We start from the raw sequence: 26,022 nt of genomic DNA on the forward strand, positions 1-26,022 counted from the left end.
GGTGAGCGATCCGTCCGCAGCCGAGGGTGTGCGTCAGCGCAACCTGGCGCGGCTGCTGCGTCTGGTGCACCTCGAAGGCCCGCTCTCCCGGGCGCGGCTGACCGAGTCCACCGGGCTCAACCGATCGACGATCGCCGACCTCGTCGCCGAGCTGGTGCGGGAGGGGCTGGTCGTAGAACGTGCGCCCGACCCATCCCGCCGCGTCGGGCGCCCTTCTCCGGTGGTCATCGCGGATGCGCGGGTGATGGCGATCGCCGCCAACCCGGAGGTCGACGCCCTCACGATCGCCGCCGTGGGGCTGGACCGGGGCATCCCGGTCCGCGAACGCATCGAGCTCGACCACCTGCTGTCACCGGAACAGACGGCACGGCTCATCGCCGAGCGCGTCGAGAGCTGGCGGGCCGGCGAACTCGCCGACGCGCGCATCGTCGGCGTCGGACTCGCCGTGCCCGGGCTCGTGAGGGCGGCGGACGGGCTCGTCCGCAACGCCCCGCACCTGCACTGGGCCGACGCGCCGGTTCGCGACCTCGTCGCCGACGCCACCGGCCTGCCGACCGTCGCCGGCAACGACGCGACTCTGGGCGCCATCGCCGAGCACCTCTTCGGCGCCGCAGCCGGCTTCGACGACGTGATCTATCTCAACGGCGGCGCCAGCGGCATCGGCGGCGGCCTGATCGTGCACGGTCAGCCCCTGCTGGGCGCCGGCGGGTACACAGGCGAGTTCGGTCAGAATCGCCCCGGCATCGCCTCGGCGACCGACCGTCGCGCCGGCGACGGCGTCCTCGAGGACGAGGTGAGCAGATCCCGGCTGCTCGCCGCCGTCGGACTCCAGACGGCCGACGAGCCCGCGCTCGCGGCGGCTGTGGCCGCCGCCGGCCCGACCGCGGCCGAGGAGGTCGCGCGACAGCGCCGCATCCTCTCGACCGCCCTCGCCAACGCCGTCAACGCGCTCAACCCCTCGGTGGTCGTGCTCGGCGGCTTCCTCGCCACCATCGCCGCAGTCGATGTGCCGGGACTCGGGGCCATGGTTCAGGAGCAGACCATGTCGGCGACCAGCGAGGAACTCCTCATCCGCGTCGCCTCACTGGCGGAGGATCGCCTGCTGATCGGCGCCGCGGAGGCCGCCTTCGCCGAACTTCTCCGAGACCCCGGCGGCGCCGCTCGGAGCTGAATCACGGTGGTGGCGCGGTGGTGTCCCGTGGCACGAGGCGCGTCGGCAGCTTCACGTGCGTGACCGCGGGCGTCTTGCCCTCCATCAGTTCCAGCAGCATGCCGACCGCCTCGGCACCGAGCACCTGCATGGGCTGGCGCACCGTCGTGAGCGCGGGCGTGGCCTTGGAGGCCTCGGGCACGTCGTCGAATCCGATGACCGACAGCTTGCGCGGGACGTCGATGCCCAGCTCGGACGCGACCCGCACGATCTCGAGTCCCGAGGTGTCGTTGGCGGCGAAGATCGCGGTCGGCCGGTCGGGTCGGCGGAGCATCTCGAGGGCGGCCATGCGCACGGCGTCCTGCTGGTAGCTCCCCGAGCCGACGAGAGCCGGGTCGAGGGGGATGCGCGCATCGGCCAGCGCTCGTCGATAGCCGGCGTCGCGCGCGATCGAAGACCGGAGATCCGGGCGACCCGCGATGAAGCCGATGCGCGTGTGCCCGAGTTCGATGAGGTACCGCGTCGCCAGCAGCGCGCCACCGAAGCTGTCGCACTCGACGGTGGGGAGATCCGCGGGACCGGTGTGCGGGTCGATGGCGACGACCGGCACGTCGGCGCCGACGTTCACCACGGTCGGGGTGACCATGATCGCGCCGTCGATGAGCGTGCCGCTCAGCCGGGAGAGCGACCGCCGCTCCCACCCCTCGGCGGCACCGTGCGACCCGGAATACGCGAGCAGGTCGTATCGCGAGTCGCGCAGCGCCTCGCCCACGCCCTTGAGGATCTCAGCGCTGAAGGGCTCGAAGTCCGCGACGAGGACGCCGATGACACCCGTCTTGCGTGATCGCATGCTGCTGGCGATGAGGCTCGACTCGTAGCCGAGCTCCGCCACCACGGCGAGCACCCGATCCACCGTCTCGCTTGCCACTCCGTAGCGACCGTTCACAGCTTTCGAGACGGTTGCGACCGAGACGCCGGCAGCGGCGGCGACGTCGGTGATGGTGGGTCGGCGGGTCATATCTCGAAATCATAACGGCCTCGAAACCGTTATTGAAAACGTTTGACAAGATATTTGTTGTCAACACAGACTTTTTTTGCCCGGTCTGCACGCCGGGCGGCGCGCGACCCGATCGCGTCGGCCACCTGCACCTCGCAGCAGAGGTGCCCTCGAAGAAGAGACGGGAATCACATGATGGGCAAGAGAATCCTCGCGGGTTCTGCAGCACTGGTCATCGGCGCGCTGGCGCTCGCCGGATGCAGTGCCGGCGGCGGCAACGAGAGCGGAGACGGCAACGTCGAGATGACGCTGTGGCAGAACTCCACCACCGGCCCGGGCCAGCAGTTCTGGAAGGACGCGATCGCCGCGTTCGAAGACGAGAACCCCGGCGTCACGATCAAGATGCAGTCGATCCAGAACGAGGACATGGACGGCAAGCTGCAGACCTCGCTCAACGCGGGCGACCCGCCGGACATCTTCCTGCAGCGAGGCGGCGGCAAGATGGCCGCCATGGTGCAGGCGGGTCAGCTGATGGACCTGACCGGCAAGATCGAGGGCGAGGCGAAGGAGAACATCTCGGAGGGCTCCTTCAAGGCCGAGACCTACCAGGACAAGGTGTGGGCGATGCCCCTGTCGGTGCTTCCCGGCGGCATCTTCTACAGCCAGGACCTCTACAACGCGGCGGGCGTCACCGAGACTCCGACGACGATCGACGAACTCGTCGAGGTGAACGACAAGCTGAAGGCCACCGGCGTCGCTCCGCTCGCGCTCGGCGCGAAGGACGCGTGGCCGGCAGCGCACTGGTTCTACTGGTTCGCGCTGCGCGAGTGCTCCCCCAAGACCGTGGAGGAGACGGGCGACTCGAAGGACTTCAGCGACCCGTGCTGGCTCAAGGCCGCCGAGGATCTCGCGGACTTCGCCGCCACCGAGCCGTTCAACGAGGGCTTCCTCACCACCTCCGCCCAGCAGGGCGCCGGCAGCTCGGCGGGCCTTGTCGCCAACCACCAGGCGGGTGGCGAACTGATGGGGGCGTGGGACCCGGGCGTGATCGCCTCGCTCACCCCTGACGAGAAGCCTCTCCCCGACCTGGCGTGGTACCCGTTCCCCGAGGTGCCGGGCGGTGAGGGCGAGCCCGGCTCGATGATGGGCGGTCTCGACGGCTACTCCTGCTCCGCGCAGGCGCCGAAGGAGTGCGTCGACTTCCTCAACTTCATCGCGTCGGACGCGCAGCAGACCGCCTACTACAAGGCGTTCAACTCGCCCCCCGTCAACCAGGCCGCGCAGGCCGAGGTGACCGAGCCGTACCTCCAGCAGATCCTCGAGGCCTACAACGCGGCCCCGTTCGTCTCGCAGTGGCTCGACACGATCCTCGGGCAGAACGTCGGCAACGCGCTGAACGTCGCCGTGGTCGACATGCTCTCCGGCCAGAGCACGCCCGACGAGATGATCGCTGCGGCCAACTCGGCCGGCGCGAAGGGATAAGGAACACTCCGCATGCACAAGAGCGCGACACCGAGCACGGACGATCGCCCGGAGACGGATCTCGCGCAGCGGACCGGGGGCGGCGGCGACACGCCGCCGCCCTCGGCATCGCCGCGCCGCCGGCGCCGCGGGATCGGATGGTCGGGCCGCCTGGAGATCGCGGTGCTGGTCGGACCCGCACTGATCTTCTTCGTCGGCTTCGTCATCTTCCCGGTCATCATGGCGGCGTACTACGGCTTCTTCAACTGGCACGGCTACGGCCCGCCGACCGAGTTCATCGGCCTCAAGAACTACGTCACGATCCTCACCGACCCGGACTTCCAAGAGGCGCTGGGCCACAACGGCTTCATCATGGTGATGTCGCTGGTGCTGCAGGGGCCCGTGGCGCTGCTGCTGGCGCTCCTGCTCAACCGCAAGATGCGCGGGCAGTCGATCATCCGCGTGCTCATCTTCGTTCCCTACGTGATCGCAGAGGTCGTCGTGGGAACGGGCTTCAGCCTGATGCTCGCCACCAACGGCGCGCTCAACGGGCTGCTGGAGAACCTGGGCCTCGACCAGCTCACACGCGACTGGCTGGCAGATCCCAGCATCGCGATCTGGACGCTCATGGCGATCCTGACGTGGAAGTACGTCGGCTTCGCCGTCATCCTCTTCCTCGCCGGTCTGCAGGGGATCCCGGAGGAGCTCTACGAGGCGGCCGCCATCGACGGCGCCACCTACTGGCAGATCCAGCGACGGATCACGATCCCGCTGCTCGGCCCGACGCTGCGCATCTGGGCATTCCTGTCGATCATCGGCGCGCTCCAGCTGTTCGACCTCGTCTACATCATCTGGGGCCAGTACGTGGCACCCGTCGCCGGCACCTCGACGATGGCGACCTACATGGTCGCCAACGGCCGCAACGCGGGCAACTTCGGGTACGGCAACGCCGTCGCCGTCGTCATCTTCCTCATCTCTCTGATCGTCGCGCTCGTCTACCAGCGCTTCGTCCTGCGCCGCGACACGGCGGGGGCACTCACCGAAAGGACCGACGGATGACCGCCGTCCCCGTCGCGATCGACGCTGTCGCGACCACGCCACCGCACGCGCCGCGGCGCCAGCGCATGCGAGCCGGCACCCCCGCCGTCTACTTCGTCGCGCTCGTCGTGATCGCGCTGATGCTCGGGCCGGTGATCTACATCATCCTGGGCGGCTTCCGCTCCAACTCGCAGATCACCACGAACCCGGCGGGCCTGCCCGATCCGTGGGTGTTCACGAACTACCTCGACGTGCTCACCGAGAGCACGTTCTGGACGCTCGTGCTCAACTCGACGATCGTCGGGGTGGCCACCACGGTCGGAGTCATCGCGCTGGGCCTGATGGCCAGCTACGTCCTCGCCCGCTACCACTTCCGCGGGCGCGGGGCGCTGTACGCGCTCTTCGCCGCGGGACTCATGTTCCCGATCACGGTCGCCATCACGCCGCTGTACATCGTGGTGCGCGACATGGGACTGATCAACACATTGGCCGGCGTCATCCTCCCGCAGATCGCCTTCGCCCTGCCGACGACGATCATCATCCTGGTGCCGTTCCTGCGGGCCATCCCCGACGAGATCCAGGAAGCGGCCTTCATCGACGGCTGCAGCAGGCTCGGCTTCTTCTGGCGGATGGTGGTCCCGCTCGCGGTACCCGGAGTGATCACCGTGGGGATCCTCGCGTTCATCGCGAGCTGGAACAGCTACCTGCTGCCGCTGTACCTGCTCAACGACAACGCGAACTTCACGCTCCCCCTGGGCGTGCAGGCCTTCTCGTCGCAGTACTCGGTCGACACCGCGAAGGTGCTCGCCTTCACCTCGCTGTCGATGATCCCCGCGCTGGCGTTCTTCAGCCTGTTCGAGAGACGGATCGTCGGCGGTCTGACGGGAGCTGTCAAGGGATGAGCGACCACGAACTGCGCGCCGTCTCGGAGCGCGTCCTCGCACTGCACGCCCGGATGTCCCTCGACGAGAAGCTCGCACAGCTCGTCGGGTACTGGGTCGACCAGGGGAACGAGGTCGTCGCGCCGATGGCCGGCGAGATGGTGACCTCGACGCGGTACGAGGACGCCACCGCCCACGGCATCGGACACCTCACGCGCGTCTACGGCACGCGGCCGGTGGACCCGGTCGCCCGCGCCGAGTGGCTCTGGGCGGAGCAGCGACGCCTGCGGGAGCAGACGCGCCTCGGGATTCCCGCCATCGTGCACGAGGAATGCCTCACCGGGCTCGCGGCGTGGAAGGCCGCGACCTTCCCGACGCCGCTGGCCTGGGGGGCGGCCTTCGACCCCGCGCTCACCGAGGAGCTCGGTGCGGCGATCGGTCGTTCCATGGCCGCGCTCGGAATCCACCAGGGCCTCGCGCCGGTGCTCGACGTCATCATGGACCCCCGATGGGGCCGTGTCGACGAGTGCATCGCCGAGGACCCCTACGTCGTCGGCACGATCGGCACCGCGTACGTGAAGGGACTGCAGTCGGCCGGCGTCCACGCCACCTTGAAGCACTTCGCGGGGTACTCCGCGTCGCAGGCGGGCCGCAACCACGCGCCCGTGCACATGGGGCACCGACGGCTGCAGGACATCATGCTCCCGCCGTTCGAGATGGCGGTCCGCGACGGCGGGGTCCGGTCGGTGATGAACTCGTACGCCGAGATCGACGGTGTCCCCGTCGCCTCCAACCCGGGACTGCTCACCGCCCTCCTGCGCGACGAGTGGGGATTCGACGGCACCGTCGTGGCGGACTACTTCTCCGTCGCGTTCCTTCACGCCCTGCACGGGGTCGCGGCCGATCTCGGCGAGGCCGCGCTGCTGGCGCTGCGCGCCGGGATCGACGTCGAGCTGCCGACGGGCGACGCGTTCGCCGAGCCCCTGCGCGCGCTCCTCGACTCGAACGCCCAGGCGCGCGCCGATGTGGACCGCGCCGTGCTGCGCGTGCTCTCGCAGAAGGAGGAGCTGGGCCTGCTCGACGAGGACTTCTCGTCGCCGCCGACCCAGATCGACCTCGATGGCCCGGAGCTTCGCGATCTCGCCCGTCGGACGGCCGAGGAGTCGGTCGTCCTGCTCGCCAACGACGGTGTGCTCCCACTGGCGGCGCCGCGCACCATCGCCCTCATCGGCCCCAACGCCAACGCGGCGGAGTCACTGATGGGCTGCTACTCGTTCGCCAACCATGTGCTCGCTCACCATCCGGGCACGCCGCTGGGCTTCGCGATCCCCACCGTCGCCGAGGCGTTGCGCGCGGAGTTCCGTGACGCGGACATCGTGCTCGAACGGGGCTGCGAGGTCCAGGGCGACGACGAGCACGCCATCGCGGCCGCCGCCAGCGCGGCGGCCGACGCCGAGGTCGCGATCGTGGTCGTGGGCGATCGCGCCGGCCTGTTCGGACGGGGCACCGTCGGCGAGGGCAACGACGTGGACGACCTGGAGCTGCCCGGTGTGCAGCGCCGGCTCGTCGAGGCCGTGGTCGCCACGGGCACCCCCACCGTCGTGGTCGTCGTCTCCGGGCGCCCGTACGCGATCGGCTGGATGCTCGACGGCGCAACGGCTGCCGCTGCGGTGCTGCAGGCCTTCTTCCCCGGGGAGGAAGGCGGACCCGCGATCGCGCGCATCATCTCAGGCGCGACCGAGCCGTCCGGCCGGCTGCCCATCTCCCTTCCTCGCTCGGCGGGCGCCCAGCCCTACACGTACCTGCACCCGGTCCTCGGCGGCCCCACCGAGATCACGAGCGCCGACAACACGCCGGCGCGGCCGTTCGGCTTCGGACTGACGTACACCTCGTTCGCCCGAGAGGATCTCACGGCTTCGGATGCCGCCACCGACGGCACGATCACGGTGCAGGTGCGTCTGTCGAACGTGGGAGACCGCCCGGGCACCGATGTCGTGCAGCTCTACGCACGGGACCTCGTCGGCTCGGTCACCCGCCCCGTCGCACAGCTCCTCGCGTATCAGCGCGTCGCGCTGGAGCCCGGGGAGTCGGCGACGGTCACCTTCACGGTGCCGACGTCCCGGCTCGCGTTCACCGGACGGGACGGTCATCGCATCGTCGAGCCCGGTGCGGTGGACCTGTGGGTCGGCGGCTCCTGCGCCGAACGCGACACCGAAGCCCGGATCGAGCTCGTCGGCCCCGTTCATCCGATCACCGCCGACGCAGCTCGGACGGCCACGGCGACGGTCTCGGCCCTGGTCCCCGACCCCCGTTGACCGAGAAGGGCCCGGAGTGCCGCTCACGGCGCTCCGGGCCCTTCATCGTTCGCGCGGATCACCGCGCACGGTGGTCAGCGGCTTCTCCAGACCTCCGCGGGCGTCAGGGGGACGAGCGAAGGGCGCTCGACGGTCGTCGTCAGCGGCTCCCGCGCACCCGAGGCGGCGGACGCGGCGAGCGCGGTCATGATCTCCAGCACATGCAGGGCCATGGCGCCGCTGGCGCGCACGTCGCCGGCGGCGAAGTCGATGAGCCCGATGCCGCGGCCCGAGTCGACGTACCCCGCCGACGGATCCAGCGTCTCCCACGAGCCGGCGCGCGGATGCAGCTGCACGTCCCCCGCGAAGTTGTTCGGGTCGGGAACGAGCAGGGACCCGTCGACCCCGTGCACCTCGATGGGCGCGGCGGTCGAGCGTACGCCGTCGAAGCTCATGGTCACGGTCGAGATCGCGCCCGACGCGTGATGCAGGATGCCCGTGAGGTGCGTGTCGACCTCGACCGGCACGCGCTCCCCCACTCGGAGGCCGGAGCCGATCACGCGCTCGTCGCGCGACCGCGACGACGCACCCGACACGGCGGTCACGGGTCCGAGCAGCTGCACGAGCGACGTCACGTAGTACGGCCCCATGTCCAGCAGCGGCCCGCCGCCCTCGCGGTAGTAGAAATCGGGCTGCGGATGCCACGACTCGTGGCCGGCAGAGATCCACATCGCCGATGCCGACACCGGCTGCCCGATGCGCCCGTCGTCGATCGCGGCGCGCGCGGTCTGGACGCCGGTGCCGAGCACCGTGTCGGGCGCACCCCCGACGCGCACGCCCGCGGCGGCCGCGGCATCCGTGATCCGGACTGCGTCCGCGAAGGTCGCCGCGAGCGGCTTCTCGCCGTAGACGTCCTTGCCCTGCGCGATGGCGGCGAGTGCGATCTCGGCGTGGGCCGCGGGGATCGTGAGGTTGAGGACGGTGCGGATGCCGCGATCCTCGAGCAGCTCGGAGGTCGTGAGCGCGCGGCACCCCGGGATGCCCTCCGCCGCAGCCTGTGCCCGGGCGAGGTCGAGGTCGGCGACCGCGGCGATGCGCACGCTCGACGCGCTCAGGAGCGTGTCGAGGTACTGCCGTGAGATGACGCCGAGCCCGACGATCCCGATGTCCGTCACCGTGCCGCCCACAGCAGCCCCCTCTCGATGATGGTGCGGACGTTGTCGTCCCGCAGCACGTCGAGGCTGTGCCCCGGCGTCGAGACGAACACGCGGCCCTGGCCCCAATCGCGCGTCCACACCGCGGGCGAGACGATCGGGCGATGCCACGGGTGGTACGGCTGCACGGGGTGCGTCGTCGTCGCCAGCACGTCGTTGAGATCGTCGTGCAGCACCCAGTACTGCTCGGTGGTGAGGACGAAGTCGCCGATGCCGGCGGTGATGTCGTGCGTGCGGCCGAGCTCGGTGATCTCGACCGTGTAGTCGAGGTAGTTGTCGGACTGGTCGCCGTGCACCTCGTCGGGGTGCTTCGACGGGTGGGTCGCGAACTGACCTCCCACGAGCTGGAGGTAGTCCGAGCTCGCGCGGAACGAGTCCGCGATGCCGCCGTGCCAGCCGGCGAGGCCGGTGCCGGCGGCGACGGCGTCGCGGAGTCCACGGATCGCCTCGTTGGAGGCCTGCGACATCGTGACCGACTGCAGCACGAGGTCGACCTCTGCCATGCGGTCGGCGTCGGCGTACACCTCGGGGTCTTCCTCGACGGTGACGTCGAAGCCGCTGGAGCGGAGGAACGGCAGGTAGAGGTCGGTCGCCTCGACCGGGTGGTGGCCGTCCCATCCGCCGCGGACGACGAGGGCGGTGCGGGTCATACGGGGATCCCTTCTTGATTCCGCTCGTCGAGCGTGCTTGTGGGTCGCAACGCGGCGGCTCCCACCGGCGTGAGGATGCTGTCGTGGGCGGCGCTCTGCTCCACCGCGGCGAGCACGCGCTGCACCTGCGTCGCGTCGGCGAAGCCCGGCGAGACCGGGATCTCGCCGGCGACGGCGCGCACGAAGTCGACGGCCTGGTGCGTGAACAGGTGCTCGTAGCCGAGACCGTGTCCTGGGGGCCACCAGGCTCCGGCATACGGATGCTGCGCCTCGGTCACCTGCACGCGCCGGAAGCCCTGCGCGTCATCGGCGGCGGCGTCGTACACCTCGAGCTCGTTCATGCGCTCGAAGTCGAACGCGATCGACCCGCGGTCGCCGTTGATCTCGATGCGGTTGGCGTTGCGGCGACCCGTCGCCAGCCGCGTGGCCTCGAAGACGCCGAGCGCTCCGCCCTCGAAGCGCGCGGTGAAGGCGGCGGCGTCGTCGACAGTCACCGGAAGCCGGTCGGACGTGTCGTCGGCCACGCCTCCCAGCCCCTCGACCGCCGAGCGGCGCGGGCGCGAGGTGACGAATGTGCGCACGGTCGCGGACACCGCCGAGATGCTCTGACCGCTCAGCCACTGGGCGGTGTCGATGCTGTGCGCGCCGATGTCGCCGAGCGCGCCGGAGCCCGCGCGATCGCGATCGAGGCGCCACGTGTGCGGGGAATCGGGGTCGCTCAGCCAGTCCTGCAGGTACTGCGCGCGCACGTGCCGGATCTCGCCGATGCGGCCCTCCGCGATGAGCTCGCGGGCGAGCGCGAGCGCCGGCGTGCGACGGTAGCTGAAACCGCACATCGCGACCACGCCGGAGCGGACGGAAGCTGCGGCCGCGGCATCCGTCATCTCCTGCGCCTCGGCGACCGAGTTCGCGAGCGGCTTCTCGCACAGCACATGCTTGCCGGCGGCGAGCGCGGCGAGCGCGATCTCGGCGTGGGTGTCGCCGGGCGTGCAGATGTCGATCACGTCGATGTCGTCGCGCTCGACGGCTTCTCGCCAGTCGACTCCGTGCTCGGGCCACTCCCAGCGCGCGGCAGCCTCGGCGGTCGCGTCGGCGCGGCGGCCGATGAGGAGCACCCGCTCCGGCGCGAGCGGGAGGTCGAAGAAGTGCGGCGCCGTGCGCCAGGCCTGCGTGTGCATGCGGCCCATGAAGCCGGTGCCGATCAGCGCGATCCGCAGCGGCGATGTCATCGTCGTCATCGTGGTGGCCCTTTCCCGACCACCGACGATGCCACCCGGACTCGCGTCGGTCGAGGAACTTGCGCAAAACTGGTCGCATGCCCGCTCGCGTGACCCTCGCCGCCGTCGCGGCCGACGCAGGAGTGAGCGTGGCCACCGCCTCACGGGCCCTCTCGGGCCGCGGCGACCTCGCGCCGGCGACTCGACGCCGGGTGCTGACTGCGGCGCGCACGCTCGGGTACGCCCGCGACGCGGCAGCCGGCGGGCGTCCGCCCGGCACCGCGCGTCTCGTCGACCTCGTGCTCGGATGGTTCCACAACGCGTACTCCGACGAGGTGACCGCGGGCGCGCGGAGCGCGGCCGCCGCTGCCGGCTTCGACCTGGTGCTCACCGAGGAGCGCGACACCCCCGACGACGACTGGCCGATGCGCATCCGCCGGCGCGGTTCGGCGGGCGTGGTGCTCGGGCTGATCTCGCCGACGGCATCGCAATTGGCCGCGATCACGGATGCGCAGATCCCGGTCGTGCTGATGGATCCGCAGGCCGAGACCTCCCGGGGACTCCCGAGCGTGCGCACGACCGACCGCGACGGCGGGTTCGCGGCGGCCAGCCATCTCGTGCAGCGCGGCGCGACGCGGTTCGCCATCGTGCTCGGCTCTCCGCCGTACCGCTACGGCCGCGCGCGGAACGCGGGCTTCCGCGAGGGACTGCGTTCGGCTGCCCCCGGCGCCGACCTCGTCGCGCTGCAGGCGGACTGGAGCGGCGCGGCCGCGCGCGAGGCGGCGCTCCCGGTGCTCCGCGGCCTGCGGCCCGGTGAACGGCTCGGCATCTTCGCGTGCACGGACGAGATGGCGGCGGGGGTGTACTCGGCGGCTGCCGCGGCCGGGCGCCGCATCCCCGACGAGGTGCTCGTCGTGGGCTTCGACGATCTTCGTGCCGCGCGATGGCTGACCCCGCCCCTCACGACCGTGCGTCAGCCGATCCGCGAGATGGCCGCGGCCGCCGTGACGGCCCTCGCCGACGCCGCGGCCGGCGCTGCACTTCCGCCGTCGCCGATCGTGCTGCCGACCGAGCTCATCGCCCGCGGCTCCACCTGATGATCCGGACGGACCGGTGGCCACGGCATCCGAACCGGACGAAACGTCGCATGTCGGGGCGCGGGGCACGCGAGTAGCGTGGGAGCACGTCCGACGGAAGGCTCCCCATGACCACCACCGCGCAGTCCGTGACCAGACGCCCTGCCCGAAGCGACGCCGAACTGCAGCAGATGGCCAAAGACCACCTGTGGATGCACTTCGCCCGCCAGTCCGTGATGACCGACGGGCCGGGTGTGCCGATCATCGTCAAGGGCGAGGGTCACCACATCTGGGACTCGCAGGGCAAGCAGTACATCGACGGCCTCGCCGGCCTTTTCGTCGTCGCGGCGGGCCACGGCCGCAAGCGCCTCGCCGAGGTGGCTGCGAAGCAGGCGGAGCAGCTCGCGTTCTTCCCCATCTGGTCGTACGCGCACCCCGCCGCCATCGAGCTCGCCGACCGTCTCGCCGACTACGCGCCGGGCGACCTCAACAAGGTCTTCTTCTCCACCGGCGGCGGCGAAGCGGTCGAGACCGCGTTCAAGCTCGCGAAGTACTACTGGAAGATCCAGGGCCAGCCCACCAAGCACAAGGTGATCTCGCGCTCGGTGGCCTACCACGGCACGCCGCAGGGCGCGCTCGCGATCACCGGCATCCCGGCCATGAAGTCGATGTTCGAGCCGGTCACCCCTGGCGGCTTCCGCGTGCCGAACACCAACTTCTATCGTGCCGACGACATGGGCGCACCCTCCGGCAGCCTCGAGGAGTTCGGTGTCTGGGCGGCCGATCGCATCGAGGAGATGATCCTCTTCGAAGGACCCGACACCGTCGCCGCGGTCTTCCTCGAGCCCGTGCAGAACTCCGGCGGCTGCTTCCCGCCGCCCCCCGGCTACTTCCAGCGCGTGCGCCAGATCTGCGACAAGTACGACGTGCTCCTCGTCTCCGACGAGGTCATCTGCGCGTTCGGGCGCATCGGCCACATGTTCGCGTGCGACGCGTACGGTTACGTCCCCGACATGATCACGTGCGCGAAGGCCATGACCAGCGGCTATTCGCCGATCGGCGCCACCATCGTGAGCGACAAGATCTACGAGCCGTTCGCCCACGGCGACCGCGCTTTCTACCACGGGTACACCTTCGGTGGTCACCCGGTCTCGGCGGCGGTCGCGCTCGAGAACCTCGACATCTTCGAGGAAGAGGGCCTCAACGAGCACGTGCGCGAGAACTCGCCGATCTTCCGCTCGACCCTCGAGAAGCTCACCGACCTCCCCATCGTCGGCGACGTGCGCGGCGACGGGTACTTCTTCGGCATCGAGCTCGTCAAGGACAAGGCGACGAGGGAGACCTTCGACGACGACGAGTCCGAGCGGCTGTTGCGCGGGTTCCTGTCGAAGGCACTGTTCGACGCGGGACTGTACTGCCGGGCCGACGACCGCGGCGACCCCGTCATCCAGCTCGCGCCGCCGCTCACGATCGGGTCGAACGAGTTCGACGAGATCGAGCAGATCCTGCGCAGCGTCCTCACAGAGGCGTGGACGCGACTCTGACCGCACACTGCGCCGCCGCGGGGGTTATGGTTGGCGCGTGGGCACGATCTACTACGGCGGCGGCGCCATGCCGATCCATATCGAGGACCGCGCACTCGCGCACCTGAAGGTCGTCATCGCGACCAAGCTGCGACGCGATGAGAGCTTCACGGTGTCGTGGAAGCACCCGGACGACCAGCCCAGGGGCCGCAGCACGATCTGGCTGCACCCGTCGATTCCGCTGCGCTTCGTCTTCGACAATCCCGAGCCCGCGGAGCTCAGCCGCGCATGGATCGAGGAGCTGGCGAACTCGGCCAGCTCCACCGGCGGCATCATGCTGGTCGCCGAGCACTTCGACACCGGCCCGGTGCCCGTGCAGGGCGTTGAGGGCGATGCCCCCGACGTGACGCTCGGCAACGTCGATGTCGACCACCTGGACGTCGACCGTCTCACCGTGGGCGGCACCGAGGTGAACCCTGACGACGTCGCCGGGTAGCGCTCACGCCTCGGTCGCGGGCGGCGCGTCGTCCTCTTCGGGCTCCGGCAGGATCGACAGCCCGCTGGGCCCGCTCGCGGAGAGCATGAGCTCCTCGACCCAGCGACGGTTGATGCGTGGCTGACGACTGCCGAAGAAATGGAACTGGATCGGCACCGCGGGGTGGATCCAGAAGCTCCGCCGGCCGCTGCCGTCGCCGATCTCGACGTCGAACATGAACGGCTCGGAGCGTCGCAGCTTGTTCATCATGACGATACGAAGATGCGCCAGCGTGCGGTCGTCGATGTCGACCGAGTTGGCGTTGGTGTCGTAGATGAACCGGCCCATGGCAGGAGCCTAGTGCCGGATCAGCGCGGCGCGAATGCCTGATCAGCGCGGTGCGAACGCCGCCGCGAACAGCGCTCGCGCCCGGCGTGCGACTGCCGGCCGCTGCGCCGGATCGGCGCGGGCGAGCCCGGTCGCCAGCATCCCCGTCGCGAGGGTCACATCCTCGGTCTCGATCTGCGATCCGATGCGCCCGGCGGCCCGGTCACGCGCGACGAGACGCTCCACGAGCGCCTGGAATCGCGCGCCCAGCGACGCGACCCGGCGGTCGGAGAGATCCGCGGTGATGAGCTCGATGAACGCCGTCGACACGACCGCCTGAGCGACGACGCGGTCGAGCAGGTCGTCGATCGTGCGATCGGGCGACGCCGTGTACTCCTCGAGGTCGCGCACATTGTCTTCGAAGACGGCGACGGCGAGGGCGGTTCGGTCGGGGAAATGACGGTACAGGCTTCCTTGCCCGACGCCGGCGCGCTTGGCGACGGCGCTGAAGGGGGCCTGCAGGCCTCCTTCGGCATAGACCTCACGGGCAGCGGCGATCAACGCCTTCCGGTTGTCGGCTGCTGCGGCGGGGCCTCGGTTCTGGCGAGGGAGCGCACGGGGGGATGCGGTGCTCGGCACGGGTGTAGCCTAGTACCGGACACTGATGTCCGGTAGGAGCGGCCCCGAAGGATCCTCATCCCCCGGACCCGCAGCCCCGCTGACGGCATCACAAAGTGACAGGAATCAGCACCACCACCGCTTGACGAGTCGCCAAGACCCCCGACCCGACGGCCGGCATCCTGGCGAGTCGCCAAACCGCCTCGCCCGACGCCCCCGTTTAGCGAGTCGCCAAGACCCTGCGCCCGACGGCCCACGTTCTGGCGAGTCGCCAAAACCCCTCACCCCCGACGCCCGCGGTTAGCGAGCGGCCAAGACCCTGCGCCCGGCGGCCGGCGTTCTGGCGAGTCGCCAAAACCCCTCACGCCCGACGCCCGACGCCCGCGTTTAGCGAGTGGCCAAGACCCTGCGCCCGACGGCCCGCGTTCTGGACAGTCGCCGAAACCTTGCACCTGACGGCTCGCTTTCCGGCGAGTCGCCAAACCCTTGTCACGGCCCGCGTTCTGGCGACTCGCCAAGACCCCTCACCCTACGGTGCGACCCGTGGCGAGTCGCCAAAACGTACGCCGTCAGAAAGGCCAGACGAGCGGGACGTACCAAACCGCCACCACGAGGAAGAACAGCACGAGCGGCAGGCCGAGCTTCCAGTAGTCGCCGAAGCGGTAGCCGGCGGGCTCCATCACCATGAGGTTCGCGGGCGTCGCGATCGGCGTGAGGAAGGCCGCCGCACCGGCGACGGTCAGCGCCATCATGAAGGGCTGCACCGAGAGGTCGAGCGACTGCGCGACCGAGATGGCGACGGGCGCGACGATGAGCACCGTAGCGGTGTTACTGATGAGCTGCCCGAGCACGACCGTCAGCCCGCAGAGGGCGAGCAATGCCGCGTGCGGCCCCGCCTCGCCGAGGAACGACAGCATCCCGTTCGCCACGAGGTCCGCCGTGCCGGTGCTGATGAACGCCGTCGACAGCGGGATCATGCCGGCGATGAGCACGATGGTCGTCCACGAGATCGCGTGGTACGCCTGCGTCACCGTCACCGTGCGGGTGAGCACGAGGGCGCACGCGGCCAGCAATGCGGCCACCGCCGGGGGGACCAGCCCCGTCGCGAGCAGCAGGATCATCGCGAGCAGGATGCCGATCGCGCGCTTCGCGCCCTTGCCGAGCGGGACAGACCGGCGCAGCTGCGCGGGATCGTCCACGGCGAGCACGCCAGGCTGATTCGTCTTTCGCGACAGGTCGTCCCATGCCCCCTGCAGCAGCAGCGCGTCGCCGGCCTGCACGACGAACTCGGTGCCCTTGAGCTGCTCGTCGCCGCGACGCGCCGCGAGCACCACGAGGTCGCCGTCGGGTGTCGTCATGCCGGCGCACACGTGCTTGCCGATGAGCGGCGACCGTGGCGCCACGACCACCTCCGTGACGCCGGTCTCGGGGCCGAGCAGCATGCCGGTGTCGAGGGTGAGCGAGTACTGCTGGCGCAGCAGGCGCGCGTGCCGCACGAGGTCGAGCGGCATCAGCGCGCCCTTGCGCTCGGGCACGAGACCGCCGCCGACGAGGAGGAACGCGACGGTTCCGAGCAGGACCGGGATGCCGACCAGCGCGAATTCGAAGTACCCGAACTCGCGTCCTCCGGAGGCAGCGGCGAACTCCGAGACGATGATGTTGACCGGCGTGCCGGTGAGCAGCAGCAGCGAACCGGCGGATGCCGCGAACGCGAGCGGCATGAGGAGCTTCGACGAGGCGATGCCCGCGCGGGCGGCGACGACCACCACGAGCGGCAGCAGCGCGGCGACCGCGCCGTTGATGCTGATGAGGGCCGTCAGTGCGGCGACGAGGAGCGCGATCACGACCAGGAGCGTGGAGCGCTTCGTGCCGGCACGCCCGATCACCTTCTGCCCTGCCCAGGCGGTGACGCCGGTGGCGTCGAGGGCCTCGCTCACCACGAAGAGGCCCGCGATGAAGAGGACTGTCGGATCGCCGAACCCCGCGAGCGCCTGCGGCAGTGTCAGCACGCCGGTGAAGAAGAGGGCCAGCGCGACGCCGATAGCCACGACGCCGATGGGCACGCGGTTGCTCACGAAGGCGACCACCGCGAGCACGAGGATGACGAGCGTTGCGGTGACGGGGTCCACGGCCCCAGCGTAGCCACCGCCCCACGGCGGGTCCGATGTCAGCCGCGGAGCGTTGCGAGGCCGGCGACGTCGTAGGCGAGCTCGACGGCGTCGAAGATCGCCGCGTCGATGGTGCGGGGTGCGAAGGCGTCGCCGATGGTGACGACGCGGCGAGGGCCGGATGCTGCGGCCGCGGTGTCCGCGCCGATCCGAGGCGCTTCGAGGCCGGGGACGCCCACCGACGCGCGCGGCTCGATCGCCACGACCGCGTCGACGCCGGGGATCGCGTCGGCCGCGCCGGTCAGCATGTCCCGCGTGGTCACGGCGCCCGCCTCGATGAGCTCGACCCGGTGCGCGACGCTCCGGCGGAAGCCGCCGTGCGTGCCGAGGCGCTCCAGCAGCAGCGGTCGGTCGTATCCGGCACCGATGTGCGGGAACACGGTCTCGAAGGGCGTGATCAGCTCCATCTCGTCGACCCGCTCGAGCAGGGTCAGCACGATGCCCGCCGCGAACGCGGTGCCGTCGCCGTCCACCACCGCGATCCTGCGGCCGAGCCGAGCCCCCGAGACGGCCGCGAACGCGTCGATCGTGCCTTCGGCCGGGAAGCCGCCGACGTACGCGCCGCCGAGCGCGAGCGAGGTCGTGACCGGCGCGACGGCGCCGGTGGCGACGACGATGCCGTCGGCCCCGAGTGCGCGCAGCGTCTCGGCCGTCGCGTCGATGCCGAGCCGCACGTCGACGCCGACAGCCGCGAGGTCGCGCTCGAGATCGTCGACGAGAAGACCCACGCTCTCGCGCCCGGGCACGCGACGGGCGAGGCGCAGCTGTCCGCCGAGCTCGTCGGTCCGCTCCAGCAGGGTGACCGCGTGCCCGTCGGTGGCGAGCTCCACCGCCGCCCGCATCCCCGCCGCCCCGCCACCCACGACGAGCCACCGCTGCGGCGACGTCGTCCGCGGCCGCTCGCCGCGTTCGAGCTCGCGACCGACGAGCGGGTTGACGGTGCACGACATCGCGAGTCCGCGACTGCCGCGGCCGAGGCATCCCTGATTCAGGCGGATGCAATGACGGATGCCGCGCTCCCCCGCGTCGACGGGTGCGAGTCCGAGCAGCTTGCGGCCGAGGTCGGGGTCGGCGATCTGGGCACGGGTGAGCGCGACCATGTCGGCGACGCCGGAGGCGACGACCTCCTCGGCCTCCTCGACCGAGCGGGCCGCGCCGACACCGAACACCGGCACATCCGGGTTCGCAGCCTTGACGGCGGCGACGTCGTCGCGCAGCCAGGCGAAGGGCATCGGCGACGACGGGAAGACGTAGTGCACATTGTGGTAGCCACCGGCGGCGAGATCGAGGAAGTCGATCCGGGCCTCCTGCCGGAGGCGGGCGATGACCTCCCGCATGCCGGCGCCGCCGATGCCTTCGGGGTGGAACTCGTTCGCGACGATGCGGATCCCCACGGTGAAATCGTCGCCCACCCGCGCGCGCACCGCGCGCAGCACCTCACGCGGGAACCGCGTGCGCCCTTCGAGGTCGCCGCCGTACTCGTCGGCGCGGGTGTTGTAGAGCGGCGAGAGGAACTGGTGCAGCAGATACCCGTGCGCCATATGGATCTCGACACCGTCGAACCCGCCCGCGCGTGCGTGCTCGGCCGACACCGCCCAGCCCTCGACGAGCGAGGCGATGTCGGCGCGATCCATCTCGCGGGTCGCATGCCCCGTCGACGGTGAGATGATCCTCGACGGCGCGTACACCGTCCGCGGGCCGTCCGGCCCGTCGGGCTGCGCCTGTGCGCCATGGTGGTTCAGCTGCACGAAGATCCTCGCACCGGCTTCGTGCACAGCATCCGTCATGCTCTTCGAGGCGGCGACGCCCTCAGGACGATACGCGTCCTCGAAACCCCTGATCGACCCCGTCGGGTGCACGAAGTGGTTGCCGGCGACGAACAGCCCGCACCCACCGAGCGCGCGGCGCACGTAGTACGCGGTCTCCCGGTCGGACTCGACACGGTCGGAGTACTGCTTCGAATGCGCCGTCTGCATGATGCGGTTCGGCACTGTGACGCTGCCGATCCGCAGCGGGTCCCCGAGGACGGACGAACGGATGCCGGGCCTCGCGGTCATGCCCCGAGCCTACGTCCGGTCGTGTCAGAGCCCGGAGAGGGCCTGGTCGAGGTCGGCCAGGAGGTCGGCGGACGACTCGATGCCGACCGAGAGACGCACGACCTCCGGCGGGACGGCGAGCTCGGTGCCGCGCACCGAGGCGTGCGTCATCTCGTCGGGGTAGTTCATGAGCGACTCGACGCCGCCGAGCGACTCGGCCAGCTGGAACAGACGCGTCGACTCGGCGAAGCGACGTGCGGACGCGGCATCCGCCAGCGCCACCGACACGATCCCGCCGAACCGGCTCATCTGCCGCGCGGCGAGCTCGTGGCCGGGGTGCGAGGCGAGACCCGGGTAGTACACGCGCGCGACCGAGCCGTGGCCCGACAGGAACTCGGCGATCTCCTGCGCGTTCTCGCTGTGCCGCTGCATGCGCAGCGCCAACGTCTTGATGCCGCGGGTCGTGAGCCACGCGTCGAGCGGGCCGGACACGGCGCCGACCGCGAACTGCAGGAACTTCACCTCGCCGTACAGCGTGTCGTCGTTGAGCACGAGCGCGCCCCCGACGACGTCGGAGTGCCCGCCGAGGTACTTGGTCGTCGAGTGCACGACGACGTCGGCGCCGAGCGCGAGGGGCTGCTGCAGGGCCGGCGACGCGAACGTGTTGTCGACGACCACCAGCGCGCCGGCCTCGTGGCCCAGGCGCGCGAGCCCGGCGATGTCGGTGATGCGCAGCAGCGGGTTGCTCGGCGTCTCGACCCACAGGATGCGTGCCGGGCGCTCCTCGAGGGCCGCGCGCACCGCGTCGAGGTCGCTCATGTCGACGACCCGGATGCCGACGCCCCACCCGCCGAGCACGCGCGCGATGAGGCGATAGGTGCCGCCGTAGACGTCGCTGCCGAGCAGCACCTCGTCGCCCGGCGTGAGTGCCGCGCGCAGCAGCGCGTCCTCGGCGGCGAGGCCCGACGCGAACGACAGCGCGTGCGCGCCACCCTCGAGGGCGGCCAGCTGCGTCTCGAGCGCGGTGCGCGTCGGGTTCCCGCTGCGGCCGTACTCGTACCCCTGGCGCAGCCCGCCGATGCCGTCCTGCGCGTACGTCGTCGAGAAGTGCACCGGCGGGATGACGGCGCCCGTCGTGGGGTCGAAGGCCTGCCCGGCGTGCACCGCCCGCGTCTCGAAGCCGCGGTCGTTCGTGGACTCGGTCACTCGGGTGCTCCTTCGGTGGCGGTGACGGATGCCGCGGGCCCGGGCTGTGCAGGGGGCGCGAGGTCGGCGGGGCCGACGTCGAAGCCGTGGTCGCGCATCCAGCCGTCGTCGTAGAACCGGTGGAGATAGCCGCGGCCGTGGTCGGGCAGCAGGACGACCACGACGGCATCGGCGGGGAGGTCGCGCGCGGTGCGCAGGGCCGCGACGACCGCCATCCCGCTCGATCCGCCGACGAGGAGCCCCTCCTCGCGGGCGAGGCGCCGTGTCATCGCGAACGTCTCGGCGTCGGGGATGCGGTGGATCTCATCCGGCACCGACGGGTCGTAGCTCTCGGGCCAGAAGTCCTCGCCGACGCCTTCCACCAGGTAGCCGTGCAGGGGTCCGCCGGAGTAGATCGACCCCTCGGGGTCGGCGCCGACCACACGCACCGCGCCGCCCGACACCTCGTGCAGGTACCGGCCGGTTCCCGTGATCGTGCCACCGGTGCCGATGCCGGCGACGAAGTGCGTGACGCGGCCGTCGGTGTCGCGCCAGATCTCCGGTCCGGTGGTCTCGTAGTGGCTGAGCGGCCCGTTCGGGTTCGCGAACTGGTTCGGCGTGAACGCGCCGGGGATCTCGCTGACGAGCCGGTCGGCCACGCTGTAGTACGAGCGCGGATCATCGGGAGGCACGCTGGTCTCGGTCACGACGACCTCGGCGCCGTAGGCCCTGAGCACGTCGACCTTGGCGCCGGCGAACTTGTCGGGCACGACGAAGATCATCCGGTAGCCGCGTTCGATGGCGACGAGCGCGAGGCCGACGCCGGTGTTGCCGCTCGTCGGCTCGACGATCGTGCCGCCGGGCTTCAAGAGGCCGTCACGTTCGGCGGCATCGATGATGCGGCGGGCGATGCGGTCCTTGGCGGAGCCGCCGGGGTTGAAGTACTCGACCTTCGCAAGCACCGTCGCGGCGATGCCGTCGGTGACACGGGTCAGCTGGACGAGGGGGGTGTCGCCGACAAGGTCGGCCACGCTCTGGGCGTAACGCACGATGAGTCCTGGTGTGTTGCCGCGCGGGTGCGCGGGAGGTTGTCGGGGTCGCGGAATGAAGCGGACGCTTCAACAGCAGAGGCGACAACACCGACAGGTCAACACGCGGACGAGTCTAGCCCGTGGGTGGGACGGAACGCGATGGGATGCCGCGACCGCCGGCTCATTGCGGTCATGGCGGGTTCACCTCGTCGGTGCCCGCGTCGCCTGCGGAGCGCTGCGGGGCGACCCCGAGCGACTCGAGCAGCTGCTCCCGGTAGCGGATGAAATCGGGATGCTGCGCGCTGCGCTCGTCAGGAAGGTCGATCTCGAGATCGAGGGCGAAGGTCCCTTCGTCGATCACGAGCACCCGGTCGGCGAGCGCGACAGCCTCGTCGACGTCGTGGGTGACCAGCAGCACCGCCGGACGATGCACGCTCAGGAGCGTGCGCAGCAGCGCGTGCATGCGGATGCGCGTCAGTGCGTCGAGCGCCCCGAACGGCTCGTCGGCGAGCAGCAGCTCCGGCTCGCTGACGAGCGAGCGAGCAAGCGCCGCGCGCTGCTGCTCGCCGCCCGAGAGCTCATGCGGCCACGCCCGCTCGCGTCCCGCGAGGCCGACCTCCGCGAGCACCCGGCGCCCCCGCTCGGCGGTTCCGGCACCCGACTGACCGAGGATCACATTGTCGAGCACGCGGAGCCAGGGCAGAAGGCGCGAGTCCTGGAAGACGAGGGACACATTGCGCGGAACGAACACCTCCCCCGAGCCATCCACCCCGTCGTCCAGTCCGGCGACCGCGCGCAGCAACGTGCTCTTGCCGGAGCCGCTGCGCCCGATCAGTGCGACGAACTCGCCGCGCCCGATGCGCAGGTCGACGGCGTCGAGCACGGTGCGGTCGCCGAACGATCGGGTCAGCGCGGAGACCTCGACCGCGGAGGTCAGCCGGCCAGCGTGCGTCGCCATGACAGCACCTTCCGCTCGAGCAGTCGGACGAGGGCGTCGGAGGCGAACCCGAACACGCCGTAGACGACGAGGCCGACCAGGATGATGTCGGACTGCGCATACAGCTGAGCCTGCGCCATCATGTAGCCGATTCCGGATGTCGCGTTGATGGTCTCGACCACGATCAGAGCGGTCCACGACCCGACCACCGCGAGCCGGAACCCGACGAAGAACCCGGGGAGCGCTCCGGGCAACAGCACCGACCGGACGTACTGCCAGCGACTCAGCCCGAGCGACTCGGCGAGCTCGATGTACCGCCGGTCGATGCCGGTCAGCCCGCTGTAGGTGTTGATGTAGACCGGGATCAGCACGCCCAGGGCCACGACGGTGATCTTGAACTCCTCGCTGATGCCGAGCCACAGGATCAGCAGCGGGATCAGCGCGAGGTTGGGAACGGCGCGCTTGACCTGCAGCGTGCCGTCGATGAGCGAGTCGCCGAGGCGGTTGAATCCGGCGAGCACCGCGAGCACGACGCCGGTGAGGGTTCCGATCGCGAGGCCGAGAACCGCCCGGCTCAGCGACGCGCCGATGTTCTCACCGAGCCGGCCGTCCTGGATCAGCGCCCACGCCGTCTGCAGCGCGACGTCGGGCCCCGTGAGCAGGCGCGGATCGAGCAGGCCCGCCCAGGCCGCCGCCTGCCACACGGCGACGATGATCAGCGGGCCCAGCAGTCGCGACCCCGGGATGGCGGGCCGGCGGCCGAGCCGGCGTCGTCGCGACCGGCGGATCAGCCCCGTTGCCGCGCCTTCCGCGACGCCTGAGCGGGAGACGAGGGCGGAGCGTCCGCCGGAGGATGCGATCGTGGTGGTCATCAGCCGGCCCGATACTCATCGGAGACGGCAGCGACCGCGTCGCCTTCGAACCGCCGGTCGAAAAGCACCTCGGCGTCGAAGTCCTCGATGAACCCGCCCTCCACGAGGAGCTCGATGGAGGACTGCGCCCATTCGACCGCGCGATCCCAGTCGGCCGGGAACTGCGGCTTGTTGGCCGTCGCCCAGATGCGGTCGGCATCCTCCACGGTCACGCCTTCGGTGTCGACGTAGTAGAACTGCTTCCACGCGTCGGCGTTCTCCCAGGCCCAGACCTGTCCTTGCGCCCAGACGCGGATGTAGTCGCGAACGGCGCGCACATTCTCGTCATCGGCGAGCACTTCGGTCGGCACCCACAGGATGGTGAGGAGATCGGGCTCTTCGGACGGGATCGCCACTGCGCCGTCCTGCGCGTACTGGTCGATGTACTTCGTCACCGCCGGCTCGGACAGCGGGGCGACATCGACCTGCCCCGATTGCAGGGCCGTGAGGAACTGCGTGCTGGGCAGCTCCACGAACTCCACCTCGTCGTTCGAGATGCCCGCCGTCTTCAGGGTGCGCAGTACCGTGTCGCCCTGCGACTGACCCTGCGAGAACGCGATCCGCTTGCCCCTGAAGTCGGAGAGGTCGGCGATGTCGGTCCCGGGTGCCGTGGCGAACACGTAGGAGGGCTGCGGCCGCTCGAGCACGCCGACGATCGTGGCGTCGAAGTCGATCGCGTGGGCCTGGATCGGCGGGATGATCGCGTTCGACGCGATGTCGAGCGAACCGGAGCGGAACGCCTGGATGACATCCGGCCCGGCGCTCACGTTGACCCACTCCGCCACCGTGAAGGCGGGCGGCTCGATCTCGGATCCCGCCGCTTCGAGCTGCAGCTGCGTCGTGCGACCCGCGACACGCAGGCTCGTGTCGGAGTCCGGCTCGCCGGGCGGCAGCGGTGACGCCGCCAGTTCGGTGGTCGACGTCGCCGCGCTCGCGGAGGCGCATCCTGCGAGGCCCATCGCCACCGCGCTCGCCAGGAGCAGGGAGATCGCTCTGACGGCCGGTCTCGTGCGTGTTGCGTCAGTCATGTCGTCCTTTCGAAGGGAGCGGGGAGAACTCGTTGGGAGCGATCATCGGGACTTCGCCATCCGAGCGATCGCGCTGCCCGTCATCGGCGTTAACAGGGGGATGCGCGACGTCACCGTCTGGCATCCGCGGTCATCGCGCGGCGAGAAACGCTCGCCCGGTGTCAGGGTGGGCCTGGCGCGACCCACCCGCGCGAGTGGGTTTCGCCCGCCGACACCCGCACCGCACCTGAGCCGGAAGGACATGTAGATGACCCATAGGAATCGAAGCTCGGAACACCGTCCGGGACGGCTGCACCTGAACGCCTTCCTCATGAGCACGGGGCACCATGAGGCGTCGTGGCGTCTGCCGGAGAGCGATCCGTCGTGGACCTCGTCGAACATCGAGCATCTGCGGCGTCTGGCCCAGCTCGCCGAACGCGGCAAGCTGGACTCGATCTTCTTCGCCGACGGTCCGGGGCTCCAATCCGATGTGGGGCGCCGGCCGGCCGGATCCCTCGATCCGCTGATCGCGCTCACTGCGATCGCCGCCGCAACCGAGCGCATCGGGCTCATCGCGACCGCGTCGACGACCTACAACTCCCCGTACAACCTCGCGCGGCGATTCGCCTCCATCGATCATGTGTCCGGTGGCCGTGCCGGGTGGAACGTCGTCACGACGGCAGGTCCTGACATCGCCCGCAACTTCGGTCTCGACGACCAGCCCGCGCACGCGGTGCGGTACGAGAGGGCTGGAGAGTTCCTCGACGTGGCCTTCAAGCTCTGGGACTCATGGGAGGACGACGCCGTGCTCGCCGACCGGGCGAGCGGCGTGTGGGCTGACCGGACGAAGATCCACGGGGCGGAGCACGTCGGGAGGCACTTCTCCGTGGCCGGGGCGCTCACCACGCCTCGCTCGCCGCAGGCGCGCCCACTCATCGTGCAGGCGGGCTCGTCCGAGGACGGCAAGGCGCTGGCGGCACGGTACGCGGAGGCCGTGTTCACTGCCCATCAGACGCTCGGCGACGCCCGCGCGTTCTACGCCGACATCAAGGAGCGCACCCTCGCGACCGGTCGAGGCGCCGACGAGATCAAGATCCTGCCTGGCATCGTGCCGGTGATCGGTTCGACCGAGGCGGACGCCCTCGCCAAAGAGCGGGAGCTCGACGAGCTCATCGTCCCCGAGTACGCCCGGGCGCAGCTCGCGAAGACCCTGCGCCTCACACCGGAAGACCTTCCGTTCGATCGCCAACTTCCGGCGGACCTTCCGGGCGAGGACGAGATCGAAGGCGCGAAGAGCCGCTACACCCTCATCGTCGAACTCGCGCGACGCGAGCGGCTGACGGTGCGCGAGCTCATCGGGCGCCTGGGGGGTGGCCGCGGCCACCGCACCTTCGCCGGCACGCCGGAGCAGGTGGCCGACGCCCTTCAGGACTGGTACGACGCGGAGGCCGCCGACGGCTTCAACATCATGCCTGCCGTGCTGCCGTCGGGGCTGGAGCAGTTCGTCGATCACGTCCTGCCGGTGCTCCGGCAGCGCGGGCTGTTCCGCGAGGAGTACGAGGGAACCACCCTCCGGGACCACTACGGACTGGCCAGGCCCGAGAGCCGCTACGCGTCGAGGGAGTCGGCCGTCCAGGCCGGTTCGGGTGCTGAGGTGCGCGAACTCGCGAAAGCGGGCGCCTGACCGCGGCGCCGTCACCGGGCACCGCCCCTCACCGCGGATGCCGGACATGTGGTCCGGCGTCCCTCACCGATCCTGAGCTGGCGCCCGCCCGCGCCGATACGGACGCGGCAGCCTCGGACGAGGCCGCCGCGTTCGCAGCATC

The 26,022-nt window shown here is 70.6% G+C and carries 21 protein-coding genes and 1 pseudogene; 9 read left to right on the forward strand and 13 right to left on the reverse strand.

Annotation, left to right across the window (positions count from 1 at the left end; translation table 11 throughout):
- The first annotated feature begins 1 nt into the window (after window position 1).
- Window positions 2-1,171 (forward strand): ROK family transcriptional regulator, encoded by a 1,170-nt coding sequence (locus tag MRBLWH7_RS11040; protein WP_341994392.1) that lies wholly within the window; start codon window positions 2-4, stop codon window positions 1,169-1,171.
- 1 nt (window position 1,172) lies between these two features.
- Here the strand turns inward: MRBLWH7_RS11040 and MRBLWH7_RS11045 are convergent, their stop codons facing one another.
- Window positions 1,173-2,168, reverse strand: a complete 996-nt coding sequence (locus MRBLWH7_RS11045) for a LacI family DNA-binding transcriptional regulator (RefSeq protein ID WP_341994393.1) — start codon at window positions 2,166-2,168, stop codon at window positions 1,173-1,175.
- Window positions 2,169-2,339: 171 nt separating this feature from the next.
- Here MRBLWH7_RS11045 and MRBLWH7_RS11050 point away from each other — a divergent pair, with 171 nt between their 5' ends.
- The 4 genes from MRBLWH7_RS11050 to MRBLWH7_RS11065 are packed head-to-tail and all read left to right on the forward strand — an operon-like array spanning window position 2,340 to window position 7,842.
- The gene (locus MRBLWH7_RS11050; RefSeq protein ID WP_341994395.1) at window positions 2,340-3,629 is read left to right on the forward strand and encodes an extracellular solute-binding protein; all 1,290 of its coding nucleotides are present in this window, start codon (window positions 2,340-2,342) and stop codon (window positions 3,627-3,629) included.
- A 12-nt stretch (window positions 3,630-3,641) separates the two neighbouring features.
- The gene (locus MRBLWH7_RS11055; protein ID WP_341994397.1) at window positions 3,642-4,667 is read left to right on the forward strand and encodes a sugar ABC transporter permease; all 1,026 of its coding nucleotides are present in this window, start codon (window positions 3,642-3,644) and stop codon (window positions 4,665-4,667) included.
- Window positions 4,664-5,548 (forward strand): carbohydrate ABC transporter permease, encoded by an 885-nt coding sequence (locus MRBLWH7_RS11060; protein ID WP_341994399.1) that lies wholly within the window; start codon window positions 4,664-4,666, stop codon window positions 5,546-5,548. Before MRBLWH7_RS11055 ends, MRBLWH7_RS11060 begins: the two co-directional genes overlap by 4 nt.
- Window positions 5,545-7,842, forward strand: a complete 2,298-nt coding sequence (locus MRBLWH7_RS11065; protein WP_341994401.1) for a glycoside hydrolase family 3 N-terminal domain-containing protein — start codon at window positions 5,545-5,547, stop codon at window positions 7,840-7,842. Before MRBLWH7_RS11060 ends, MRBLWH7_RS11065 begins: the two co-directional genes overlap by 4 nt.
- Before the next feature lie 74 nt (window positions 7,843-7,916).
- Here MRBLWH7_RS11065 and MRBLWH7_RS11070 read toward each other — a convergent pair whose 3' ends face one another.
- The 3 genes from MRBLWH7_RS11070 to MRBLWH7_RS11080 are packed head-to-tail and all read right to left on the reverse strand — an operon-like array spanning window position 7,917 to window position 10,923.
- Window positions 7,917-9,008 carry a Gfo/Idh/MocA family oxidoreductase gene (locus MRBLWH7_RS11070; RefSeq protein ID WP_341994403.1) on the reverse strand — a complete coding sequence of 364 codons (1,092 nt, stop codon included), beginning with the start codon at window positions 9,006-9,008 and terminating at the stop codon, window positions 7,917-7,919.
- Window positions 8,993-9,685, reverse strand: coding sequence for a ThuA domain-containing protein (locus tag MRBLWH7_RS11075; protein ID WP_341994405.1), 693 nt, complete (start codon window positions 9,683-9,685; stop codon window positions 8,993-8,995). The genes MRBLWH7_RS11070 and MRBLWH7_RS11075 overlap by 16 nt, the downstream gene beginning before the upstream one ends.
- On the reverse strand, window positions 9,682-10,923 hold the full coding sequence (locus tag MRBLWH7_RS11080; RefSeq protein ID WP_341994407.1) for a Gfo/Idh/MocA family oxidoreductase: 1,242 nt from the start codon (window positions 10,921-10,923) through the stop codon (window positions 9,682-9,684). The genes MRBLWH7_RS11075 and MRBLWH7_RS11080 overlap by 4 nt, the downstream gene beginning before the upstream one ends.
- Window positions 10,924-11,000: 77 nt before the next feature.
- Here MRBLWH7_RS11080 and MRBLWH7_RS11085 point away from each other — a divergent pair, with 77 nt between their 5' ends.
- From MRBLWH7_RS11085 to MRBLWH7_RS11095, 3 genes and pseudogenes are all read left to right on the forward strand, one after another.
- Entirely contained in the window at window positions 11,001-11,999 is a 999-nt protein-coding gene (locus MRBLWH7_RS11085) for a LacI family DNA-binding transcriptional regulator (protein ID WP_341994409.1), read from the forward strand.
- 107 nt (window positions 12,000-12,106) lie between these two features.
- Window positions 12,107-13,522, forward strand: a complete 1,416-nt coding sequence (locus MRBLWH7_RS11090) for an aspartate aminotransferase family protein (protein WP_341994411.1) — start codon at window positions 12,107-12,109, stop codon at window positions 13,520-13,522.
- Between the two features lie 37 nt (window positions 13,523-13,559).
- Window positions 13,560-13,850, forward strand: a pseudogene (locus MRBLWH7_RS11095) (hypothetical protein); the annotation flags it as partial.
- A 150-nt stretch (window positions 13,851-14,000) separates the two neighbouring features.
- On the opposite strand, the gene MRBLWH7_RS11100 reads toward MRBLWH7_RS11095, so the two are convergent.
- The 9 genes from MRBLWH7_RS11100 to MRBLWH7_RS11140 form a co-directional block, all read right to left on the reverse strand.
- Entirely contained in the window at window positions 14,001-14,324 is a 324-nt protein-coding gene (locus MRBLWH7_RS11100) for an ATP-dependent DNA ligase (protein WP_341994414.1), read from the reverse strand.
- Window positions 14,325-14,366: 42 nt separating this feature from the next.
- Window positions 14,367-14,942, reverse strand: coding sequence for a helix-turn-helix domain-containing protein (locus tag MRBLWH7_RS11105; RefSeq protein ID WP_341994415.1), 576 nt, complete (start codon window positions 14,940-14,942; stop codon window positions 14,367-14,369).
- A 548-nt stretch (window positions 14,943-15,490) separates the two neighbouring features.
- A complete protein-coding gene (locus tag MRBLWH7_RS11110; RefSeq protein ID WP_341994417.1) occupies window positions 15,491-17,050 on the reverse strand; it encodes an SLC13 family permease in 1,560 nt (519 codons plus the stop codon).
- A gap of 38 nt (window positions 17,051-17,088) precedes the next feature.
- Entirely contained in the window at window positions 17,089-19,146 is a 2,058-nt protein-coding gene (locus tag MRBLWH7_RS11115) for an NAD(P)-binding protein (protein ID WP_341994419.1), read from the reverse strand.
- A 24-nt stretch (window positions 19,147-19,170) separates the two neighbouring features.
- The gene (locus MRBLWH7_RS11120; protein ID WP_341994421.1) at window positions 19,171-20,331 is read right to left on the reverse strand and encodes a cystathionine gamma-synthase; all 1,161 of its coding nucleotides are present in this window, start codon (window positions 20,329-20,331) and stop codon (window positions 19,171-19,173) included.
- On the reverse strand, window positions 20,328-21,341 hold the full coding sequence (locus tag MRBLWH7_RS11125) for a pyridoxal-phosphate dependent enzyme (RefSeq protein WP_341994423.1): 1,014 nt from the start codon (window positions 21,339-21,341) through the stop codon (window positions 20,328-20,330). Before MRBLWH7_RS11125 ends, MRBLWH7_RS11120 begins: the two co-directional genes overlap by 4 nt.
- A gap of 190 nt (window positions 21,342-21,531) precedes the next feature.
- Entirely contained in the window at window positions 21,532-22,299 is a 768-nt protein-coding gene (locus MRBLWH7_RS11130; RefSeq protein WP_341994426.1) for an ABC transporter ATP-binding protein, read from the reverse strand.
- Window positions 22,275-23,150, reverse strand: coding sequence for an ABC transporter permease (locus MRBLWH7_RS11135; RefSeq protein ID WP_341994427.1), 876 nt, complete (start codon window positions 23,148-23,150; stop codon window positions 22,275-22,277). Before MRBLWH7_RS11135 ends, MRBLWH7_RS11130 begins: the two co-directional genes overlap by 25 nt.
- Window positions 23,150-24,217 (reverse strand): ABC transporter substrate-binding protein, encoded by a 1,068-nt coding sequence (locus MRBLWH7_RS11140; RefSeq protein WP_341994429.1) that lies wholly within the window; start codon window positions 24,215-24,217, stop codon window positions 23,150-23,152. Before MRBLWH7_RS11140 ends, MRBLWH7_RS11135 begins: the two co-directional genes overlap by 1 nt.
- Window positions 24,218-24,464: 247 nt before the next feature.
- Here MRBLWH7_RS11140 and MRBLWH7_RS11145 point away from each other — a divergent pair, with 247 nt between their 5' ends.
- A complete protein-coding gene (locus MRBLWH7_RS11145) occupies window positions 24,465-25,880 on the forward strand; it encodes an LLM class flavin-dependent oxidoreductase (RefSeq protein ID WP_341994431.1) in 1,416 nt (471 codons plus the stop codon).
- The last annotated feature ends 142 nt before the right edge of the window (window positions 25,881-26,022 follow it).

Origin of the sequence: Microbacterium sp. LWH7-1.2 (assembly GCF_038397755.1) — a bacterium.
Classification (GTDB): Bacteria; Actinomycetota; Actinomycetes; order Actinomycetales; family Microbacteriaceae; genus Microbacterium.

Coding starts and splice junctions, on each gene's coding strand:
- MRBLWH7_RS11045 (WP_341994393.1), bottom strand. CDS start 2,168: ATGACCCGCCGACCCACCATCACCGACGTCGCCGCCGCTGCCGGCGTC.
- MRBLWH7_RS11050 (WP_341994395.1), top strand. CDS start 2,340: ATGATGGGCAAGAGAATCCTCGCGGGTTCTGCAGCACTGGTCATCGGC.
- MRBLWH7_RS11055 (WP_341994397.1), top strand. CDS start 3,642: ATGCACAAGAGCGCGACACCGAGCACGGACGATCGCCCGGAGACGGAT.
- MRBLWH7_RS11060 (WP_341994399.1), top strand. CDS start 4,664: ATGACCGCCGTCCCCGTCGCGATCGACGCTGTCGCGACCACGCCACCG.
- MRBLWH7_RS11065 (WP_341994401.1), top strand. CDS start 5,545: ATGAGCGACCACGAACTGCGCGCCGTCTCGGAGCGCGTCCTCGCACTG.
- MRBLWH7_RS11075 (WP_341994405.1), bottom strand. CDS start 9,685: ATGACCCGCACCGCCCTCGTCGTCCGCGGCGGATGGGACGGCCACCAC.
- MRBLWH7_RS11080 (WP_341994407.1), bottom strand. CDS start 10,923: ATGACGACGATGACATCGCCGCTGCGGATCGCGCTGATCGGCACCGGC.
- MRBLWH7_RS11085 (WP_341994409.1), top strand. CDS start 11,001: ATGCCCGCTCGCGTGACCCTCGCCGCCGTCGCGGCCGACGCAGGAGTG.
- MRBLWH7_RS11090 (WP_341994411.1), top strand. CDS start 12,107: ATGACCACCACCGCGCAGTCCGTGACCAGACGCCCTGCCCGAAGCGAC.
- MRBLWH7_RS11100 (WP_341994414.1), bottom strand. CDS start 14,324: ATGGGCCGGTTCATCTACGACACCAACGCCAACTCGGTCGACATCGAC.
- MRBLWH7_RS11115 (WP_341994419.1), bottom strand. CDS start 19,146: ATGACCGCGAGGCCCGGCATCCGTTCGTCCGTCCTCGGGGACCCGCTG.
- MRBLWH7_RS11130 (WP_341994426.1), bottom strand. CDS start 22,299: ATGGCGACGCACGCTGGCCGGCTGACCTCCGCGGTCGAGGTCTCCGCG.
- MRBLWH7_RS11135 (WP_341994427.1), bottom strand. CDS start 23,150: ATGACCACCACGATCGCATCCTCCGGCGGACGCTCCGCCCTCGTCTCC.
- MRBLWH7_RS11140 (WP_341994429.1), bottom strand. CDS start 24,217: ATGACTGACGCAACACGCACGAGACCGGCCGTCAGAGCGATCTCCCTG.
- MRBLWH7_RS11145 (WP_341994431.1), top strand. CDS start 24,465: ATGACCCATAGGAATCGAAGCTCGGAACACCGTCCGGGACGGCTGCAC.